Genomic DNA, 19,025 nt, shown 5'->3' with positions numbered 1-19,025 from the left:
GCTGCTATGAAGCCAGGCTGTCTTCTCCACGGTCTGTAGCTTTCATGCGTTTTTTCACGTGCCTGACCGACGATCATAATCTCTGGCTGGTGGGGCTCGCCGCCGGTCTTTGCCTGATCGGCTCCATCATCACCTTCCGCCTCTATCGCCGCCTGCGCGCCGCCGAAAAGGGCACGCGCCTGGCCTGGGCCTTCATGGGCGCCGTGGCGACCGGGGCGACGATCTGGTGCACCCATTTCGTGGCGATGATCGCCTATGAGCCCGGCACGAGCGTCAGCTACGAACCGGTTCTGACCGGCGTCTCCCTGGGCGTGGCCATCGGGGGCAGCGCCCTGGCGCTCTGGGTCGCCTCGCGGACCCTGCGGTTCTCGGCCGAGATCGGCGGCGTGCTGTTCGGCCTGACCGTGGTGGCCATGCACTACACCGGCATGGCGGCCTTTGCGACCGACGCCGTCATCCACTGGTCGACCGCCTATGTCGTCGCCTCCATCGTCGGGGCCGTCCTGTTCGGTGGGCTGGCGTTCAACCGCGCGCGGCGTTCGGGACAGGTGGCGCCCGTCGCCCTGATGGTGCTGGGCATCGTCGCGCTGCACTTCACCGGCATGGCGGCCATGACCGTCATTCCGCTCGCGCCGTCGCCGGGTCACATCGCCAGCAATAGCGCCAACATCGTCCTGGCCTTCGCGGCATCCGCCGTCGGCCTGATGATGCTGGGCACCGGCGTCGCCAGCCACGCTCTGGACATTCAGTCCCGGCTCCAGGCCAAGGCGCGTCTCGATCATCTGATCGAGGGCAGTGTGGATGGCATGGTGGTCGAGCAGGGCGGCCTGATCCTGGCCGCCAACGCCGCCTTCGCCGACCTGGCCGGAGTGGCGCATGACGCCCTGGTCGGCGAGCCGCTGTCGCGCTGGCTGTCCAATACCGCCGACCTGACGGTAGGCGGCCTGACACAGTCCAAGTTGGTCGGCGCGGGCGAGACCGAAATCCCGGTCGAGATCGCCGTGCGGCGCGATGGCCGACACGCCGTCGTGACCGATGTCATGATCTATGCGGTGCGCGACTTGCGCATGCGCCTGGCCCAGGAACGTCGCATCGCCCATCTGGCGCGCAATGACGGCTTGACCGGCCTGCCCAACCGTTCGTCCTTCCTGGAATGGCTGACGCGCCAGACCTCGGACCTCAACGCTCCGACCAAGGTCGCCCTGCTGGCCATGGACCTGGATCGGTTCAAGGAGGTCAACGACGTTCATGGCCACGCCGCCGGCGACCAGTTGCTGGTCCAGATCGCCGAACGGATGCGGGCCTGCCTGAACCATGACGAGTTCGTGGCCCGCCTGGGCGGAGACGAGTTCGTCGCCGTCATGCCGATCCGCCACCGCGACGACGCCCTGGACCTGGTGGCGCGCCTGCGTGACGCGGTCACCGAACCCGTCATTCTTGACCATGCCGAGGTCGCCTGCGGCCTCAGCACCGGCATCGCGATCTGGCCCGACGACGCCCATGACCCGTCCGCCCTGATCAATGACGCGGACCTGGCCATGTACCGGGCGAAGGCCTCGCTGGGGACCGATGTCTGCTTCTACGAGGAAGAGATGGACGAGGCGGTGCGCAACCGCCGTCGCATGGCCCAGCAGATGCGCGAGGCCCTGGACCAAGGCCAGTTCAGCCTGAACTGGCAGCTTCAGGCCGCCGTCGATACCGGCGACATCACGGGCTACGAGGTTCTGCTGCGCTGGATCCAGCCGGACGGGACCTTCATTTCGCCGGCCGACTTCATCCCCCTGGCCGAAGAGAACGGCCTGATCCTGCCGATTGGGGAGTGGGTGCTGCGCACCGCCTGCGCCGAGGCCGCCGGATGGGCCGAGCCGCACAAGATCGCCGTCAACCTGTCGCCGGTCCAGCTGGGCCACGTCGATCTGCCGCGCCTGGTGCATCAGGTCCTGATCGAGACGGGCCTGTCGCCGGCCCGGCTGGAGCTTGAGATCACCGAGACGGCCATGATCACGGATATGGAGCGCACGACCCATGTGCTGCGCCAGCTCAAGCTGCTGGGTGTCTCCATCGCCATGGACGACTTCGGCACCGGCTATTCGTCGCTGTCCACCCTGCGCGCCTTCCCGTTCGACAAGATCAAGCTGGACCGTTCCTTCATGTCCGAGCTGGACGGCGGACCGCAATCCGCCGCCATCATCCGCGCCGTCCTGACTCTGGGCGAGAGCCTGCACATCCCGGTCCTGGCCGAGGGCGTCGAGACGCTGGAACAGTTGACCTTCCTGCGCGACCAGGGCTGCAACGAGGTCCAGGGCTATCTGCTCGGCCGCCCGCAAAAGACGGCCGAGAGCGAGGTCCAGGCGGCGGCGCGGGTGCTGTGGGCCGTCGATCCCGCGCTGGAGAAGGCCGCCTGATCAGGCCTTAAGCGTTGGCCTTGTCGTAGCCCGGCCAGTAGGCCTTGCTCGCAGCCACGTACTGTGGCGGCAGGCCCTCGTCCTGGCCCAGCGCCACGGCCGCATGATGCGCCCAGTTTGGGTCGTCCAGCGCCGCACGGGCGATGGCGATCAGGTCGGCCTGACCCGAGGCCACGATGTCCTCGGCCTGCTGCGGATCGAAGATCATGCCCACGGCCATGACGTTGGCGTCGGGCGTCGCCGCCTTCACGGCCTGCGCGAACGCAAGCTGATAGCCCGGCTCGGCGCCCGGAATGTCGGCGCGCGCGACATTGCCGCCCGACGTCAGGTGCAGATAGTCATAGCCCATGTCATGCAGGGCCTGCCCGAAGGCCGTGACCTCGTCCAGGGCGATGCCGCCCTCGACCCAGTCCGACCCGTTGAACCGCACGCCCAGCGCCTTGGTCCGGGGCCAGGCGTCGCGCAGGGCCTGGGCCACCCGCAAGGGGAAGCGCGCCCGGTTCTCGTACCCGCCGCCGAAATCGTCCGTGCGGTGGTTGGACAGGGGCGACAGAAACTGGGTCAGCAGATAGCCGTGGGCGGCGTGCAGTTCGACCAGGTCGAACCCGGCCCGGTCCGCCCGGTGCGCGGCGTCCTCGAAGGCGGCGACGACGCGGTCCATGTCGGCCTCGGTCATCGCGGTCGGGGTATGCCAGTCGTCCTTGAACGGCTCGGCCGAGGCGCTGAACGTCTCCCAGGCGCCGTCTTCGGCCTTCAGGGCGCCGCCGCCCTTCCACGGCGCGCTGGTCGAGGCCTTGCGACCGGCGTGGGCCAGCTGGATGCCGATGGGCGTGTCGCTGTAGGTGCGAATGTCGGCGATGATCCGGGCGAAGGCGGCTTCCTGGGCCTCGTTCCACAGGCCGGTGTCGTCCGGGCTGATGCGGCCCGCCGCCTCGACCCCCGTCGCCTCGACGATGACCAGGCCTGCGCCGGAGATGGTCAGCCGACCCAGATGCTGCACGTGCCAGGGCTGGGGCACGCCGTCGATGGCCGAATACTGGCACATGGGCGCGATGACGACGCGGTTCTTCAGCGTCAGCGGGCCCACGGCGCGGGGCGAGAACAGCAGGCTCATGAAAGGCGATCCGAAGGAAAGGGGAGGGACTGTAGCTATGGCAGTTGCGGACGCATTCAACCCCGACCCTTTCCAAATGTTCATCCAGCTTGCCGATTATTCACGTGTGTTGAACCGGTCCTCGCGGCACAAAGGGTCAAGCTTTCAAAGGGGAACCCAAATGCTTCGTCTCGCTCTCGCCATCGCCATCGCCGCCCCGCTGCTGTCGGGCTGCATCATCGTCTCGACCGAAAAGCCGACCACGCGGGTCATCACCGCCCCGGCCTCGGGTCAGTGATGCGCGGCCTCGTCAAGGGTCTGGCGGTCGCGGCCCTGGTCGCGCCGCTGCTGTCGGCCTGCGTCATCTATGACAGCGATGCGGGCGAGAACGTCTCGGTCAATGTCACGCGCAACGACGCCCCGCCGGCCGAGGCCATTCGCGAGGCCCGCTTCGCCGACGGCGCCCTGGTCGCTCGCGTCGATTCCAACGGCTGCACCCAGTCCTCGGACTTCGAAGTGTCGGTGTCCGACGGTTCGCCTGCCGAGATCACCCTGCGTCGCACCAAGGAAGACCTGTGCAAGGCCCTGGTCCCCAACGGCGTCGAACTGCGCTGGACCTACGCCGACCTGGGCCTGGAGCCCGGTACGCCGGCGCGGATCTTCAATCCGTTGAAGTAGGCGTCTCGAAAACGCTCAGCATCGTGGCCGGAATGCGCTGCGGCCTCAGGGTCGCAGCGTCCACCAGCACCCATTCGGTGACGCCCTGGGCGCAGACGCGGCCCTGGGCGTCCTCGATGCGGACATAGCGGGTGAAGCGCGGCCCCTGCGGATCGCCGACCCAGGTGCGCGCGACCACGCCCTGTGCGCCCGGTTCGATGCCGCGCAGATAGTCGATCTCGTGCCGGGTCGCGACCCACGACCACTTCGCCCGCGTCGCCTCGTCGAAGCGCGCGTTCCAGTGGGCCGTGCCGGCGTCCTGAAGCCAGCCGACATAGACGACGTTGTTGACGTGTCCATTGGCGTCGATGTGCTCGGGCAGCACGTGCAGCGGCACGACGAAGACCTCGCGGTCCTCGCGCGGGCTCAGGGTCTTGCGCGCCATCAGGCCTCGCCGAGCGGCACGCCCTTCTCGACCATCAGGGCCTGAAGTTCGCCAGCCTGGAACATCTCGCGGATGATGTCCGATCCGCCGACGAATTCGCCTTTCACATAGAGCTGCGGGATCGTCGGCCAGTCGGTGAAGCTCTTGATGCCTTCGCGCAGGGCCTCGTCCTGCAACACGTCCACGCCGACGAAGGCGGCTCCGACATGATCCAGGATCTGCACCGCCAGGGACGAGAAGCCACAGCGCGGCTGGTCGGGCGTGCCCTTCATGAACAGCACGACGTCGTTCTGGGCGACGGTTTCGCCGATGAAGGCGTGGGCGGGATCGGCGGCTTGAATGGTGTCGGTCACGGGATAGGCCTTTCGTGAAGCCCGTCAGCTAGGGAGAGCAGAGGGCGCGGTCAAGGCGTGCGCGACGTTCTGCATCGCGCATTCGGGTCGGCTTAGGCCGCGCTGGCGACGACGCGGCCCATCTCGATCTGCGCCGCCAGGCCGGGCGGCAGGTCGCGCTCGGGCGCGGCCGCCAGCGTGGCCAGACGATCGGTGTCCGTCGCGGTCACGATCACGCTGGACACCGACGGATCGGTCAGGACGTAGGACAGGCAGATCGCCTCGGCGGTCCAGTTCTGCGTGCGATACAGAAAGCCGAAGGCGTCCTTCTTGGGCGTATCGACGGGCCGTTTGCCGCCGCCCAGGCCGAACAGCCCCTTCTTGAACACTGGCGCCTCGGGCGCGCGGCTGCGGCGGTCGGTGTGGAAACCATAGGCGAAGACGGCCATGTCCTGATCCCGCGCCGCACGGATGCGGTTGCGGATCTGCCAGCCGGCATTGATGTCGAACGGCGTCAGCAGGGCGTCGAACGCGCCGGTCGAGACGTAGGCGTCCATCACCTCGCCGCCGCCCGCGATGCCCAGCAGCTTGATCCGGCCGGTCGCCCGCATGGCCTTCAGCGCGCTCAGCGACGACTGGGCCAGTTCGGCCTCGCCCGGCTCGTGCAGCACCGCCACGTCGATCCAGCCCAGCCCCGAGAAGTGCAGCGCCCGGTCGATGGCCGCAGTCATGCCCTGGGCGGAAAAGTCCCGTTCGCCCTCGCGCCCGTCGCCGGCCCCCAGGGTCAGGCTGACGTAGACCAGCTTGCGATCCACGTGCGACAGCGCCTCGCCCAGCACCTCGGCCGCCACAGGATCGGCATTCTCCAGCCGATAGCTGTTGATGCCGCTTTCCAGCGCCGAATACAGCAGGTCCAGCCCGGCCTCGCGGCCCCGCTTCAACGCCTCGGCGCCGAAGCTGAGCGTCAGGTTCGAGATCGCGGAGCCTGAAACGCCGAAGGGGCGATAGCGCATGGGGTCAGGCCTCCTTGACCGGCGCCGAGGTCTCCAGCGCCAGCGCATGCAGTTCGCCGCCCATCTGACCCTTCAGCGCCGCATAGACCAGTTGGTGCTGTCGCACGCGCGCCAGGCCGGCGAAGGCGTCGGACACGATGCGGGCGCGATAGTGGTCGCCGTCGCCCGCCAGATCCTCAATGTCGATCTGGGCGTCGGGAAAGGCCTCGACCAGATGCTGGCGCAGCGTTTCGACGGACATGGGCATGGCAAGGGACTCGCGGTTCGTTCGACGCGATTTTGACGCATAAACCTTAATGGCGACCTACGCGAAACGGCGGGGCCGATCGAACAGCTGAACCGTATGATCCTTATAGGTCGCGGTCGCATAGGGGCGATAACCGACCCGCGCCGCCAGCTTCAGCGAGGCCAGGTTCTCGGGCGCGATCATGCAGACGGTGCGCCCCTCCAGCGTCCGGTCGGTCCAGCCCAGCGCCGCCGTCAGGGCCTCGGCCGCATGGCCCTTGCCCTGAAACGCCGGCCCCACGCCCCAGCCCAGTTCGGGCGCATCGAACGGCGGCTCCAGCTCGCGGCGATAGTCGAACACCCCCACGCTGCCCAGATAAGCCCCGTCGTCGCGCAGCCGGATCGTCCAGTTGCCGTGCCCCATCGCGACCCAATGGCCGATGTCGCGCAGCAGCCGGAACCAGACCTCCTCGCGCCCCAGCGCCCGGCCCATGATGTGACGCGTGAAGTCCTCGTTCGACCATAGCGTCAGCAGGTCGTCGAAATCGTCGGTCGAGACGGGCTTAAGCACCAGCCGTTCGGTCGTCAGAATGGCGTCGTTCACATCAGGCCCAGTTGCTTGAAGCTGGCCACCCCGTCGCGGCCGACGACCAGATGGTCGTGAACCTCCACGTTAAGGGCGCGCCCGGCCTGCACAACCTGTTTCGTGATCTCGATATCGGCGCGGCTGGGTGTCGGATCACCCGACGGATGGTTGTGGACCAGGATCAGGGCGCTGGCCGACAGCTCCAGCGCACGCCGCACCACCTCGCGCGGATACACCGGCGCATGATCGACCGTGCCCCGGTTCTGCACCTCGTCCAGGATCAGCTGGTTCTTTTTGTCCAGATACAGCACCCGAAACTGCTCGCGCGGCTCGTGCTGCAAGGCGACGCGGACATAGGCCAACAGCGCCGTCCACGACGAGATCACCGGCCGTTTCGCGGTCGGCTCGCGTGCGATCCGCCGCGTCACGTCGAAGATCAGCTGCAGGTCCAGCGCCACCGCTCGCGTCGCCTTGCCGGCCGCATAGCCCATCGACCGGGAAACCTGATCCTCTATCGCCTCGTGGCTGGCCGCCCCGATCCCCTCCAGCCCGCCGAACCGCGCCAACAGATCCTTGGCCAGCGGCTTGGTGTCCTTGTAGGGCACGCTGCGGAACAGCAGCAGCTCCAGCAGCTCATAGTCGGGCAGGGCGCCCAGGCCCCCCTTCGCCGCCCGCTCACGCAGCCGGTCGCGATGGCCGCTGTGGCGCGGGGTCGGCTTGGTCGAAATCTCGTCGGTCATACGCCGTCAGGCTCGCAGATGCGCAACCTTCACAGGATCGGTCGATCCGACGATGCGTGCAAGCTCAACGTGTGTGAACACTACCTTCTTTCGTCATCCTCCGGCGAAGCGCAGCGAAGACCGGGGGACCCAGCGGCGCCGAAGGCGATGCGTCCATCGGCATGATGTCGAATGAAAGTGTCCGCGGCAGGTTCGCGCTCGCGCGCGCCGCTGGGTCCCCCGGTCTGCGCCGCAAGCGGCTTGCCGGAGGATGACGAAAGCCTGGAGTCAGTTCGGCCGGAACAGCCCAGCCGGAGACGCCGTGAAGATTTCCAGACCGTCTTCCGTCACCCCGATGGTGTGCTCGCACTGGGCGGACAGTGACTTGTCGCGCGTCACGGCGGTCCAGCCGTCGGACAGCACCTTCACGTGCGGCTTGCCCAGGTTCACCATCGGCTCGACGGTGAAGAACATGCCGGGCTTGAGCACGGCGCCCTCGCCGCGACGGCCATAGTGCAGGACGTTGGGGCTGTCGTGGAAGACGCGGCCGATGCCGTGGCCGCAGAAGTCGCGCACCACGCTCATGCGCTGGGCCTCGACGAACTTCTGGATGGCGAAACCGATGTCGCCGAAGGTGTTGCCCGGCTTGACCTGTTCCAGGCCCAGATCCAGCGACTGATAGGTCACGTCGATCAGCTTCTTGGCGCGCGCATTGATCTCGCCGACCGCATACATGCGGCTGCTATCGCCGTGCCAGCCGTCGACGATGACGGTGTGATCGATGTTGACGATGTCGCCGTCCTTCAGCACCCGGTCGCCGGGAATGCCGTGGCAGACGACGTGGTTGATCGAGGTGCAGACGGTCTTCTCATAGCCCTTGTAGCCCAGGCAGGCGGGCAGGCCGCCGTTGTCCAGGGTGAACTCGCGCACCAGATCGTCGATCGTGCTGGTCAGGACGCCCGGCTTCACATGGGCGGCGATCATGTCCAGCGCCTCGGCGACCAGACGCCCGGCCTTGCGCATCCCCTCGAAGTCTTCGGCTTCGTGGACGCGAATGGCGCTGGAGCGGACCAGGACGTCGGTTTCGATTTCGGGCGTTTCGTACATGGGGCGATCGGTCTGCAAAAGGCGAGGATACGGCGCAATCCGTTCGCCGCAGATGGTCGTTATAGCATGAAACCTCAACCCCGAGTTTGGATTCCCCGCATGACCGACGCCAATCCCGCCGCTGCCGGGCCCACCGCCGCCGTCCTGGTCATCGGCGACGAAATCCTGTCGGGCCGGACCCAGGACACGAACACCAACACCATCGCCCGCTTCCTGGCCGCCCTGGGGATCGACCTGATGGAGGCGCGGGTCGTCAGCGACGACCACGACCGGATCATCGAGGCGCTCGACGCGCTGCGGTCGCGCTGGAACTATGTCTTCACCACCGGCGGCATCGGCCCGACCCATGACGACATCACCGCTGACGCCGTCGCGGCGGCCTTCGGCGTGGCCTTGCCCGAGAATCCCGAGGCGATGGCCATCCTGGCGCGCCGCTATGGCGACGACTTCAACGCCCCGCGCCGTCGCATGGCTCGCATCCCTGAGGGCGGGGTGCTGATCGCCAATCCGGTCACCGACGCGCCCGGCTTCAAGATCGGCAATGTCTTCGTCATGGCCGGCGTGCCGAAGATCATGCAGGCGATGCTTGAGGATGTGGCGCCGCGCCTGCGCACAGGCGCCGTCGTACATTCCCGGACGCTGAAGGTCAGTGGGGTGGGCGAGGGGGCTGTGGCCGATGTGCTGCGCGCCGCCGCAAATCTGCACCGTGACCTGTCGTTCGGCAGCTATCCGTTTGGCCATGGAAGCGTCGGCGAGATTGGAACCCAGTTGGTCATCCGTGGCCGCGACGCCGGCCAGGTCGAGGCTGCGGCGCAAGATTTGATCGCCGAACTCCGTAATCTGAGCATCGATGTTGCCGCAACGTAACCTCGCAAAGCCGTGATCATGTGCGGCTCAGGCGCCACGGTTTCGCCTGTTTCCGGTCCGATGGGGGCCTTGCCCGCAACGCTTTCACGCCGTGAACGCTGAGTGGGTTCCTCCCCGGATCGACCGCGCCTAATGCGGTCGACGTTTACTTAGGTGTTTGAAATGACCTCCAGGAACTTCGCCCGCGTGGGCGGGCTTGCTCTGACGACCGCCCTTCTGGCCGGCGTCGCCGCCCCGGCCATGGCCGGCTCCTTCTATGTTCAGGAACAATCGACGCGCGCCCAGGGCCGCGCCAACGCCGGCGTCGGCGCCGACAAGGGCGTTCAGTCCCTGTGGTGGAACCCCGCCGCCATCGCCGGAACCCAACGTGAAGTCTATGTCGGCGCCCACGGCCTGATCCTGGATTCCGACGTCGATGACCGTGGCTCCAGCCTGACCTACAACGTGCCGACGCCCGGCGGCGTCGTCAGCCGCACCGCTCCCGTCAACGGCGACCCGCACGTCCATGAAGTCGTCGAAAGCGGCATCGTGCCGAACTTCGCCGTCTCCATGCCGATCGGCGACCGCTTCAACGTCGGCCTGGCCGTCCAGGCGCCGTACAACTTCACCACCAAATACGAGCAGCCCGACTTCGCCCGCTACGACGCCCTGACGTCTGAGCTGCGATCGGCCAACGTCAGCTTGGTCGCCGCCATGACCGTCACGGATTGGCTGGACGTCGGCGTCGGCTTCGACGCCCAGTACGCCAAGGCGACCCTGTCTTCGGCTCTGCCGAACGTGTCGGCCGCTGTCCTGGCGCCGGGTTATGTCGTCGCGCCGTCCAGCGACGGTCGCAACCAGTTGGAAGGCGACGGCTGGGATTACGGATGGAACGCCGGCGCCCAGATGCACTTCGGCAAGCTGGACCTGGGTGTGTCCTACCGCTCCAAGATCGAGCACGAACTGGAAGGCGCCGTGAACATCTCGGGTCTGACGGGCACTCTGGCCGCCAACAACGTCTCGGCTGACGGGGTCGCCAGCTTCAACACCCCCTGGTACGCCACGGTCTCGGCGCGCTACGCCGTCAACGACCGCCTGACCCTGAACGCCCAGGTCAACCAGATCGGCTGGAGCGAGTTCGACGCCATCCGCGTGAGCTTTGGCGCCACCGGCCGTTCGACCATCGTCCAGGACTATGACGACGTGACCACCGGCGCGATCGGCTTCGACTACAAGATCGATCCGTCCATGACTTTCCGCGCGGGCCTGGGCTACGACCCGACCCCGACCCCGGATGCTAACCGCACCGCACGCATCCCGGACGGCGACCGCTGGCTCTACGCCGCCGGCCTGTCCAAGACGGTCGGCGCGATGACCCTGGACGGCGCTGTGACCTACATCGACATCGACACCGCCGCGATCAACGACACGCGCGACGTCTATGGCAACGGCCTGGTCGTCTCGAACCTGCGTGGCGAAGCCACCGGCTACGGCGTCGGCTTCTCGATGGGCGCGACCTGGGCCTTCTAAGGTCCGCACACGCCTGACATGAGAACGGCGGCTCCTTCGCAGGAGCCGCCGTTTTTTTTATTCCTCCACCGCGCAGCGGGGGAGGGGGACCGCGCGAAGCGGGGTGGAGGGGGCGGAAACGGGCTCGATTTCCGACGTTTCGCGCCGTGCGACGTTCGCCCCCTCCACCGCTTCGCGGTCCCCCTCCCCCGTTTCGCTACGCTTCACGGGGGAGGATCTGGATCAGCCTTTGGCGCCGCCGACATAGCCCTTGCCGCCGTTGGACGGGCGGCGACGGGGACGGCGCTTCATCTCGCCTTCTGCCGGCTTGACGTTGTCGTTGATCGACGGCACGCGCTCGCCGCCCAGCGGGTTGTAGGCGCGTTCGGGACGCGGGGCCGCCGGGGTCTCGCCCGGACGGGCGCGACGCTGGCGATGCGGCTGGCCGCCGCCTTCCGGGCGCACGCCGTCGCGATGCGGGACGCGGCTGCGTCCACGACCGCCGCGACCTTCGCCGCGGCCGCCTTCGCCCCGGTCGCCGCCTTCGCGTTCCGGCATGGTCGCCTTCTTGCCGACGCCGGTGGCCATGATGGTGGCGTCCAGCTGGCCCAGGGCCTTGTCGTTCCTGCGGTCGATGGCCGGGATCTTCTGGCGCGTGACCTTTTCGATGTCCTTCAGCAGCTTCATCTCGTCGCCGGCGACGAAGCTGACGGCCGTGCCGTCCTTGCCCGCCCGCGCGGTGCGGCCGATGCGGTGGACGTAGCTTTCCGGCACGTGCGGCAGTTCGAAGTTCACGACGTGCGAGACGCCGTCCACGTCGATGCCGCGCGCGGCGATGTCGGTGGCGACCAGCACGCGCAGCTTGCCGGCCTTGAAGGCGGCCAGGGTGCGTTCACGCTGAGGCTGGGACTTGTTGCCGTGGATGGCGCCGGCCTCGACGCCGCCGGCTTCCAGATAGGCCGCGACCTTGTCGGCGCCGTGCTTGGTCTTGGTGAAGACCAGGCAGCGCGTATATTCCGGATCGCTGAACATCTCGGTCAGCAGGGCGCGCTTGCGACCCTGTTCGATATAGACCACCGACTGGCTGATGCGCTGCACCGTGGTCGACTGCGGCGTGACCTGGACCTTGACCGGATCCTTCAGCAGTTCGCCCGCCAGCTTGCCGATCTCGCTGGGCATGGTCGCCGAGAAGAACAGGTTCTGGCGCTTGGCCGGGATCTTGGAGACGATCTGGCGGATCGGCTTGATGAAGCCCAGGTCCAGCATCTGGTCGGCCTCGTCCAGCACGAAGATCTCGGTCGAGGACAGGTCCAGGTTCTTCTGCTGGATATGGTCCAGCAGGCGGCCGGGCGCGGCGACCAGGATGTCCAGACCCTGTTGCAGGGCCCGCTCCTGACCGCCGTATTTCACGCCGCCGAAGATGACCGCGACCCGGAAGCCCAGGTGCGCGCCATAGGCCTTGAAGCTGTCGCCGATCTGGGTGGCCAGTTCACGCGTGGGGCTCAGGACCAGCACGCGCGTCGTGCGGGGCTTGGGCGCAATGCGGTTCTCGGCCAGGCGATGCAGGATCGGCAGGGCGAAGGCGGCGGTCTTGCCGGTGCCCGTCTGGGCGATGCCCAGCAGGTCCTTGCCGGCCATGACGTCGGGGATGGCCTTTTCCTGGATCGGCGTCGGCTTGGTGTAGCCGGTCGAGGCCAGGGCCTGCAGCAGGGCCTTGTTCAGGCCCATGGATTCGAAGGTGATGCTCACAGCTATGTCTTTCGCGTAGCGGCGACGCGCTTCGGCCATGGCATGACGCCGTCGGGCCGCGCACCGCCAGTCCCGACGGGGCCTCGGGGAGGAGGCCTGCGGGGTGGATCGGGCGCCGCCCCGCGTGTCCGGGCAGCGAATGGATATGAGGGGCCGGCGGCTTCTACAGACAGGTCTGGATCAGACCCACACGCGCTGGAGACGCCGGAGATCGCGATTGTGCGACGCCGCGCAAATGGGCGCTTATCGCCGATAAGTCAACTGCGGCGCCCATCAGGGCGCGTATCGCGTCGCCGCCTCGGGCAGTCCGTCGGGCAGGCCGATGGCCGCGCGCCAGTCCTCGGGATGCAGCCGCGCCATCTCCAGATCCAGCCACGCCAGCGGCTTCAGCGCCCCGTCGTCGTCCCAGAACCGCTCGGCCCACGGCTGGCCCGTCTCGATCGCCCGCGCCCGGTCCCGCGCCGTCGCCTCCGGTCCCAGATGCGTCGCCCGCCAGTGATACAGCCACGGAATATGCCAGTGCGGCGCACTCGTCAGCCGCTCGTCCGCCATCGCCGCCGCCAGACATTCCGCCAGCGCCCGCGCGTCCTCCAACTGCGCGGTGAACGCATCGCGCCGCGCCTGGATGTAACGGTCCCAGCCTTCCGCCGGCTCGATCGGCCCCTGCGTCGGCTCGGGCCGTTTCCACCCCTCCGCCTCGCGCCGCTTCCACAGGGCATGCACCCCGACGTCATAGCGCGCGGCGACGGACCGCGCCGTCTCGCCGTCCTCCCACGCCTTGCGCACCTCGGCCCAGACGGCGTCCGGCCGGATCTTGCGATGTATGCCCTGGCTCATTCGCCCCTTGTGACCCATCCCTGCGTCAGCATCGGTCGCAGGCGGGGAGAGGGTAGGGGGACAGCAGCGTCATTACGCGGGCTGGCGCGTCAAACTTTACATGTCGATCTGTATGAATTCAGCGGTTTGACATCGAAAATCGGCCGTCTTCCGGCCTGAGGTCGCGCCCGCCCCATACTGGCGGCATGGAAAAACGCAGATACAAGATCGTGTCCCCCGAGATCTGGAGCCAGATCCGCAAGGACTACCTCGCCGGCGACGACGCCCGTCAGGTCGCCGCCCGCTACGACGTCACCGTGCCCGCCCTGCGCGCCCGCGCGACGAAGGAGGGTTGGTCCCGCTACCTCCACGCCCCGCGCCGGTCGCCGGCCAAGCCCGCAAAGGCGGCGCCGCTCAGGCCCGACGCCCCGGCGCCCGCCTCAACCGACGACTTCGGCCCGTTCGAGGATGCCCCAGACCTCGACGCCCCCGAATCCGACCCCAATGACCCCGCCGCCCTGGCCGAGGCGGCGGCCCAGGCCTCGGGCCGCGCTCTCCACGCCAAGGACTTCACCCAGGCTCGCGCCCTGGCGGCTTTAGCCGAGACCTATCGCAAACTGGCCGACCGCAGCGCCTCGTCGCGCGGCGCCCGCCTGACGCTCAAGACCGCGCCCCTGCAACTGGTCTTCGATATCCTGACCAACTTCGGGGAGGCCGAGCGCCGCTTCGCCATGAACACCAGCGACAAGAGCGACTGGGAACTGAGAGGCCAATACTGGAAGGCCAAGGAGAAGCTGAACCGCGCCAACGATGAATGGAGCGAGGCCCAACTGGCCCGCCGCGTCCAGCTGGACCGCCGCATCGCCGCCCTGGAAGACCAACTCCGCGAAGCCGGCCTCGACCCCGTCATCGAACGCGAACAGGACCGCCGCATCTCCAAGGGGATCGACCTCTATCTGGGCACCTGGCGCGGGATCGTGACGATGGAGGAATGGGACAAGACGCTGGATGATCTCTAACATCTGATCCTTCTCCCCTTGCGGGAGAAGGTGGGCGAGCGGAGCGAGGTCGGATGAGGGGTTGCGCCGGCCTCAGCGGCTTAAGTCAAACCGACCCCTCATCCGTCCCTTCGGGCCACCTTCTCCCGCAAGGGGAGAAGGGATTTTAATCCCCAATCAACCCTTCCCGCGTCGCCGCCACAATCGCCGCCAGCACCTCGTTCCTACGGTTCTCGATCATCTGATTGGGAAACCGCAGCACCCGAAACCCCTGCTCGCGAAACCACGCGTCCCGCTCGGCGTCCTCGACCCGACCCTCATGATGCGGCCCGTCCGCCTCGACGATCAGCCGATGCCTCAGACAGACGAAGTCGGCGATATACCGCCCCATCACCACCTGCCGCCGAAACTTCAGCCCCGCCAGCCCCCGATCCCGCAAGATCGCCCACAGCCGCCGCTCATACAGCACGGGTTCGCGACGCATCGCATTGGCGCGGGATTGCAGCCAGCCATCCATGCTGAAGTTGTTTCGCGCCTCCGCCCAGATTTCAATCCCACCCGCCACATTCCTTCTCCCCTTGCGGGAGAAGGTGCCCCGAAGGGGCGGATGAGGGGTCGGTTCAGCATTGACCGTCCAAGACCGCGCAACCCCTCATCCGACCTCGCTCCGCTCGGCCACCTTCTCCCGCAAGGGGAGAAGGAATCAAAATGGCGATAAAGGCCCAAGTCCTGACTCGCGCTGCAATGCCGACCAAAGTCGGACAGTTGACAGCATCCTCAACACCCAAGTGTCGATTTTAGGCCTTTGGTGCCTAGCAATCCTCAGAGAGCTGCGCGCAACCGATCGGCCACATCGTATCCCTTGGCGGTCACTTCGAAGATCTCGCCTTTGACGCCTCTGGCTATCAAGAAGCCCTGATCAACGAGTTCCTCGACGGCGTATTCCCATCTTGCATTCGATCTACGATCGCGAGGGTCTCCAAATGACTTGCCATTTGCTTGGACGTAGCGACCACCCAATGTTGCCAGACGCATGATCATGCCGTCATTGCCTGCTGTCGCTTCTAGAAGAAGCTCTTTAGCTTCGGCTGAAATGAGCGATTCTGGGGTCTGGGCGGGTGCGGGTATTGCGGCGCTCCCTAACCCATTGGCATCGGTGTTAGCTTGAGTGGATAAAAGTTCGATCAAATAGGGATTTTTGCGTAGCTGAATTTGAAGTTGCCTTACAAATTTTTCTCGAAAATCTGAGTAGTTTGAATATGTTTCAATAATGCCTTTATCTTTGCACCAATCCCGAAACTCACTTAAGGCAGCGTATTGAGCTGGATCCAAAATTTCAGGAGCTACCGGCGCAGAGGAAAAATAAACCATTGCAGGCTTTCCGGCGTCCAAATGCTTTTGAATTTCTTCGACTGTGCCGCTGGCTGAATCGCCAGTTGGAGTGCCGAGGCGTGTCCAAAAAATTCCGACTAGAAGATCGCAGTCGGCGAGCACGCGATCATTTATAAGTTCTTGAGCGCGCCCTCCTAAATCTGGTGCCGAATGAGTTTCCCAACCTACGGGCATTAAAGCAGTCTGTGTGGATAGCGAATGTATATAGTTCCACTCGTGAATTGCATCTCTGGCTATGCTTCTCTCTTCTAGCACGTCGCCTGGAGACGCGAGCATTATCGGTATCATTTTTGCAGTGTAAGCCATCCAGCTGCGCCTTAAGGTTCTAATTGAGCGTGTGCGTATAGCACGTAAGGGATGTTGTCGGCCGCAAGAAGTCAACTAGCTTAGGTTACACGATAATATCCATTCCTCTTGGTTGTCGCGCCATCTTAATGCGCTCACCCTACAACCGCCCCTTCCTGAACCGCTCCTGCGCTTCCGCCGCCGCATCCGCCCGCCACCGCTTGGGCGCGGACTTGTCCACCGTTTCCCCCGCGCCGGTCAGGGCTTCGTTGGCGAACTCCAGGTCCATCAGCTTCATGCGTTTGATCTCGTCGCGCAGGCGGCCGGCTTCCTCGAACTCCAGGTTGGAGGCGGCCTCGCGCATGCGGCCTTCCAGGTCGCGCAGGGCGGCCTGGAAGTTGGAGCCGACGAAGGGTTTGGAGGCCTCGGCCACGCCCGGCCGGGTGATCCGGTCCATCTCGCGCGACTCATAGGGGCCGGCCATGATCTCCTTGATGTCGCGCTTGACGCTCTCGGGGGTGATGCCGTGTTCGGTGTTGTAGGCGACCTGGCGTTCGCGGCGACGGTCGGTCTCGGCGATGGCGCGCTCCATACTGCCGGTCATGCGGTCGGCGTACAGGATGACGCGGCCGTCCACGTTGCGCGCGGCGCGGCCGATCGTCTGGATCAATGAGGTCTCGGAGCGCAGGAAGCCCTCCTTGTCCGCATCCAGGATGGCGACCAGGCCGCACTCGGGGATGTCCAGCCCCTCGCGCAGCAGGTTGATGCCGATCAGGCAGTCGAACGATCCCAGCCGCAGGTCGCGCAGGATCTCGATCCGCTCCAGCGTGTCCACGTCGGAGTGCATGTAGCGGACGCGCACCCCCTGTTCGTGCATATATTCGGTCAGGTCCTCGGCCATCTTCTTGGTCAGGGTGGTGACCAGGCTGCGGTAGCCCTTGGCGGTCGTCGCCTTGACCTCGTCGATGACGTCGTCGACCTGGTTGCGGGTCACGCCGCTGACCGGACGGATTTCCACCGGCGGGTCGATCAGGCCGGTGGGGCGGATGACCTGCTCCACGAAGACGCCGCCCGCCTGTTCCATCTCCCAAGGGCCTGGGGTGGCGCTGACGTGCACCGTCTGGGGGCGCATGGCCTCCCATTCCTCGAACTTCAGCGGGCGGTTGTCGATGCAGGAGGGCAGGCGGAAGCCGTATTCCGCCAGCGTCGACTTGCGGCGGTAGTCGCCCCGGAACATGCCGTTGATCTGGCCGATGGTGACGTGGCTCTCGTCCACGAACAGCAGGGCGTTGTCGGGGATGTATTCGAAGAAGGTGGGCGGCGGCTCTCCCGGCGCGCGGCCGGTCAGCCAGCGGGAATAGTTCTCGATGCCGGCGCAGCTGCCGGTGGCCTCCATCATCTCCAGATCGAAGCGGGTGCGTTGTTCGAGGCGTTGCGCCTCCAGCAGCTTGCCGTTCTCGACCATCCAGTCCAGCGTCTCCTTCAGCTCGGCCTTGATGCCGTTGGTGGCCTGGTTCAGCGTCGGGCGCGGCGTCACATAATGGCTGGCGGCGTAGACGGTGATCTCGGTCAGGTCGGCGGTCTTCTTGCCGGTCAGGGGATCGAACTCCTGGATCGCCTCCAGCTCGTCCCCGAACAGGCTGATGCGCCAGGCCCGATCCTCCAGGTGGACCGGGAAGATCTCGATCACGTCCCCGCGCTTCCTGAACATCCCCCGGTCGAAGTTCAGGTCGTTGCGCTTGTACTGCAGCGCGATCAGATCCGCCCTCAGCTTCGCCTCGTCGATCTGGTCCCCGACCTTCAGCGTGAACGTCATCGCCGTATAGGTCTCCACCGACCCGATGCCGTAGATGCAGGACACCGACGCCACGACGATGACATCTTCCCGTTCTAGTATGGCCCGAGTAGCCGAGTGCCGCATCCGGTCGATTTGCTCGTTGATCGACGAATCCTTCTCAATGTAGGTATCGGTTCTCGGGACATAAGCTTCTGGCTGATAGTAGTCGTAGTAGCTGACGAAATATTCGACGGCGTTGTCCGGGAAGAAGCTCTTGAACTCGGAGTATAACTGGGCCGCCAGAGTCTTGTTCGGGGCCAGGATAAGGGCCGGGCGCTGGGTTTCCTCGATCACCTTGGCCATGGTGAAGGTCTTGCCCGAGCCGGTGACGCCCAGCAGCACCTGATCGCGGTCACCTTCCCCCGCCTGGGCCACCAGTTCGGCGATGGCTGTGGGTTGGTCGCCGGCGGGGGTGTATTTCGTCTCCAGCCGAAAACGGCCGCCCTTCTTCTTGCCCTCGTGCGAGGGGCGGTGCGGAACCCAGTCGGCGGGGGCCGCGATGGGCTCCTCCGGCGTCAGGCGCGGGCCGGTGACGGGGGCGAACATCGGCATGGCCTTGGCCGGCTTGCCGGTATCGCGCACAAACTGCGCCGACGCCTCCTGCACCCCCGGATTGGGCACGTGAACAGGCTTGGCCGGCTTTGCGGCGGCGGGCTTCGGCGTCGAAGAACGGTTCATGAACAGAACTTAGTGAGCGCTACGGAATGACGCCATAGCGCACAGAGCGCCAAGACGGTTCATCTCGGATGTTGGGAGTAAAAAAGGCCAGAAAACGTCGCAATGTAAAAACATCGTGCTTTGTTGCGGCCTCAACTGCGGCATTTTGCGCTTAATTTGACCTCGTTACGAACTTTTGTGTGACTTTTTCAGTTGTGGTTGTTCTTGGTTGCGCCTAGGGCTGTCACACAATCGATATAATACGTATATCGGTGATACATATCCGCGATACGCGGGTGTCGTTAAGTATCGTGTCAATACAGATTGTGAATGAGGCGTATGCGTAACCGTAAG

18 protein-coding genes are annotated in these 19,025 nt (G+C 65.9%); 5 read left to right on the top strand and 13 right to left on the bottom strand.

Going from position 1 to position 19,025, the window contains the following annotated elements:
• Nucleotides 1-44: 44 nt before the first annotated feature.
• Nucleotides 45-2,405 carry a bifunctional diguanylate cyclase/phosphodiesterase gene (locus AC3ISA_RS02600; RefSeq protein ID WP_489179215.1) on the top strand — a complete coding sequence of 787 codons (2,361 nt, stop codon included), beginning with the start codon at nt 45-47 and terminating at the stop codon, nt 2,403-2,405.
• A 7-nt stretch (nt 2,406-2,412) separates the two neighbouring features.
• Here AC3ISA_RS02600 and AC3ISA_RS02595 read toward each other — a convergent pair whose 3' ends face one another.
• Complete coding sequence (locus tag AC3ISA_RS02595; RefSeq protein WP_489179214.1) at nt 2,413-3,519, bottom strand: NADH:flavin oxidoreductase/NADH oxidase; 1,107 nt, start codon at nt 3,517-3,519, stop codon at nt 2,413-2,415.
• 276 nt (nt 3,520-3,795) lie between these two features.
• Between AC3ISA_RS02595 and AC3ISA_RS02590 the strand changes: the two genes are divergently transcribed.
• Complete coding sequence (locus tag AC3ISA_RS02590) at nt 3,796-4,176, top strand: hypothetical protein (RefSeq protein ID WP_489179213.1); 381 nt, start codon at nt 3,796-3,798, stop codon at nt 4,174-4,176.
• Here AC3ISA_RS02590 and AC3ISA_RS02585 read toward each other — a convergent pair.
• The 7 genes from AC3ISA_RS02585 to map all read right to left on the bottom strand — a co-directional run bounded on the left by AC3ISA_RS02585 (nt 4,160) and on the right by map (nt 8,582).
• Nucleotides 4,160-4,600, bottom strand: a complete 441-nt coding sequence (locus AC3ISA_RS02585) for an acyl-CoA thioesterase (RefSeq protein ID WP_489179212.1) — start codon at nt 4,598-4,600, stop codon at nt 4,160-4,162. The two genes, AC3ISA_RS02590 and AC3ISA_RS02585, sit on opposite strands and share 17 nt — an antisense overlap.
• Entirely contained in the window at nt 4,600-4,953 is a 354-nt protein-coding gene (gene grxD, locus AC3ISA_RS02580) for a Grx4 family monothiol glutaredoxin (RefSeq protein WP_489179211.1), read from the bottom strand. Before grxD ends, AC3ISA_RS02585 begins: the two co-directional genes overlap by 1 nt.
• 92 nt (nt 4,954-5,045) lie before the next feature.
• Entirely contained in the window at nt 5,046-5,945 is a 900-nt protein-coding gene (locus AC3ISA_RS02575; protein WP_489179210.1) for an aldo-keto reductase family protein, read from the bottom strand.
• Between the two features lie 4 nt (nt 5,946-5,949).
• The gene (locus tag AC3ISA_RS02570; protein WP_489179209.1) at nt 5,950-6,192 is read right to left on the bottom strand and encodes a BolA/IbaG family iron-sulfur metabolism protein; all 243 of its coding nucleotides are present in this window, start codon (nt 6,190-6,192) and stop codon (nt 5,950-5,952) included.
• Between the two features lie 57 nt (nt 6,193-6,249).
• Nucleotides 6,250-6,774 (bottom strand): GNAT family N-acetyltransferase, encoded by a 525-nt coding sequence (locus AC3ISA_RS02565; RefSeq protein WP_489179208.1) that lies wholly within the window; start codon nt 6,772-6,774, stop codon nt 6,250-6,252.
• Nucleotides 6,771-7,496, bottom strand: a complete 726-nt coding sequence (gene radC / locus AC3ISA_RS02560; RefSeq protein WP_489179207.1) for a RadC family protein — start codon at nt 7,494-7,496, stop codon at nt 6,771-6,773. Before radC ends, AC3ISA_RS02565 begins: the two co-directional genes overlap by 4 nt.
• Nucleotides 7,497-7,763: 267 nt before the next feature.
• Nucleotides 7,764-8,582 (bottom strand): type I methionyl aminopeptidase, encoded by an 819-nt coding sequence (map, locus tag AC3ISA_RS02555; RefSeq protein ID WP_372693036.1) that lies wholly within the window; start codon nt 8,580-8,582, stop codon nt 7,764-7,766.
• Nucleotides 8,583-8,681: 99 nt separating this feature from the next.
• Here map and AC3ISA_RS02550 point away from each other — a divergent pair, with 99 nt between their 5' ends.
• Nucleotides 8,682-9,449 carry a competence/damage-inducible protein A gene (locus AC3ISA_RS02550; RefSeq protein ID WP_489179206.1) on the top strand — a complete coding sequence of 256 codons (768 nt, stop codon included), beginning with the start codon at nt 8,682-8,684 and terminating at the stop codon, nt 9,447-9,449.
• A 162-nt stretch (nt 9,450-9,611) separates the two neighbouring features.
• Nucleotides 9,612-10,958 (top strand): OmpP1/FadL family transporter, encoded by a 1,347-nt coding sequence (locus AC3ISA_RS02545; protein ID WP_489179205.1) that lies wholly within the window; start codon nt 9,612-9,614, stop codon nt 10,956-10,958.
• A 222-nt stretch (nt 10,959-11,180) separates the two neighbouring features.
• On the opposite strand, the gene AC3ISA_RS02540 is transcribed toward AC3ISA_RS02545, so the two are convergent.
• Together AC3ISA_RS02540 and AC3ISA_RS02535 are read right to left on the bottom strand one after the other, a co-directional pair.
• Nucleotides 11,181-12,665: a DEAD/DEAH box helicase gene (locus tag AC3ISA_RS02540; RefSeq protein WP_489180068.1), complete on the bottom strand. Its 1,485-nt coding sequence runs from the start codon at nt 12,663-12,665 to the stop codon at nt 11,181-11,183.
• 294 nt (nt 12,666-12,959) lie between these two features.
• On the bottom strand, nt 12,960-13,523 hold the full coding sequence (locus AC3ISA_RS02535; protein ID WP_489179204.1) for a hypothetical protein: 564 nt from the start codon (nt 13,521-13,523) through the stop codon (nt 12,960-12,962).
• A 185-nt stretch (nt 13,524-13,708) separates the two neighbouring features.
• On the opposite strand from AC3ISA_RS02535, the gene AC3ISA_RS02530 reads away from it, so the two are divergent.
• Nucleotides 13,709-14,521, top strand: coding sequence for a hypothetical protein (locus AC3ISA_RS02530; protein ID WP_489179203.1), 813 nt, complete (start codon nt 13,709-13,711; stop codon nt 14,519-14,521).
• 145 nt (nt 14,522-14,666) lie between these two features.
• Here AC3ISA_RS02530 and AC3ISA_RS02525 read toward each other — a convergent pair whose 3' ends face one another.
• The 3 genes from AC3ISA_RS02525 to uvrB form a co-directional block, all read right to left on the bottom strand.
• On the bottom strand, nt 14,667-15,065 hold the full coding sequence (locus AC3ISA_RS02525) for an endonuclease domain-containing protein (protein WP_489179202.1): 399 nt from the start codon (nt 15,063-15,065) through the stop codon (nt 14,667-14,669).
• 257 nt (nt 15,066-15,322) lie between these two features.
• Nucleotides 15,323-16,198 (bottom strand): DUF4062 domain-containing protein, encoded by an 876-nt coding sequence (locus AC3ISA_RS02520; protein ID WP_489179201.1) that lies wholly within the window; start codon nt 16,196-16,198, stop codon nt 15,323-15,325.
• 139 nt (nt 16,199-16,337) lie between these two features.
• A complete protein-coding gene (uvrB, locus tag AC3ISA_RS02515) occupies nt 16,338-18,566 on the bottom strand; it encodes an excinuclease ABC subunit UvrB (RefSeq protein WP_489180067.1) in 2,229 nt (742 codons plus the stop codon).
• Between the last annotated feature and the right edge of the window lie 459 nt (nt 18,567-19,025).

This window comes from Brevundimonas sp. KH_058 (genome assembly GCF_057838505.1).
Note: the sequence above shows the minus strand (reverse complement) of the source record. Positions and strands in the feature narration are given on the sequence as shown.

What these genes read in the sequence shown, in the direction of transcription:
- AC3ISA_RS02600 (WP_489179215.1), top strand. Translation starts at nt 45, where the DNA reads ATGCGTTTTTTCACGTGCCTGACCGACGATCATAATCTCTGGCTGGTG.
- AC3ISA_RS02595 (WP_489179214.1), bottom strand. Translation starts at nt 3,519, where the DNA reads ATGAGCCTGCTGTTCTCGCCCCGCGCCGTGGGCCCGCTGACGCTGAAG.
- AC3ISA_RS02590 (WP_489179213.1), top strand. Translation starts at nt 3,796, where the DNA reads ATGCGCGGCCTCGTCAAGGGTCTGGCGGTCGCGGCCCTGGTCGCGCCG.
- AC3ISA_RS02585 (WP_489179212.1), bottom strand. Translation starts at nt 4,600, where the DNA reads ATGGCGCGCAAGACCCTGAGCCCGCGCGAGGACCGCGAGGTCTTCGTC.
- AC3ISA_RS02575 (WP_489179210.1), bottom strand. Translation starts at nt 5,945, where the DNA reads ATGCGCTATCGCCCCTTCGGCGTTTCAGGCTCCGCGATCTCGAACCTG.
- AC3ISA_RS02570 (WP_489179209.1), bottom strand. Translation starts at nt 6,192, where the DNA reads ATGCCCATGTCCGTCGAAACGCTGCGCCAGCATCTGGTCGAGGCCTTT.
- radC (WP_489179207.1), bottom strand. Translation starts at nt 7,496, where the DNA reads ATGACCGACGAGATTTCGACCAAGCCGACCCCGCGCCACAGCGGCCAT.
- map (WP_372693036.1), bottom strand. Translation starts at nt 8,582, where the DNA reads ATGTACGAAACGCCCGAAATCGAAACCGACGTCCTGGTCCGCTCCAGC.
- AC3ISA_RS02550 (WP_489179206.1), top strand. Translation starts at nt 8,682, where the DNA reads ATGACCGACGCCAATCCCGCCGCTGCCGGGCCCACCGCCGCCGTCCTG.
- AC3ISA_RS02545 (WP_489179205.1), top strand. Translation starts at nt 9,612, where the DNA reads ATGACCTCCAGGAACTTCGCCCGCGTGGGCGGGCTTGCTCTGACGACC.
- AC3ISA_RS02540 (WP_489180068.1), bottom strand. Translation starts at nt 12,665, where the DNA reads ATGGGCCTGAACAAGGCCCTGCTGCAGGCCCTGGCCTCGACCGGCTAC.
- AC3ISA_RS02535 (WP_489179204.1), bottom strand. Translation starts at nt 13,523, where the DNA reads ATGAGCCAGGGCATACATCGCAAGATCCGGCCGGACGCCGTCTGGGCC.
- AC3ISA_RS02530 (WP_489179203.1), top strand. Translation starts at nt 13,709, where the DNA reads ATGGAAAAACGCAGATACAAGATCGTGTCCCCCGAGATCTGGAGCCAG.
- AC3ISA_RS02520 (WP_489179201.1), bottom strand. Translation starts at nt 16,198, where the DNA reads ATGGCTTACACTGCAAAAATGATACCGATAATGCTCGCGTCTCCAGGC.
- uvrB (WP_489180067.1), bottom strand. Translation starts at nt 18,566, where the DNA reads ATGCCGATGTTCGCCCCCGTCACCGGCCCGCGCCTGACGCCGGAGGAG.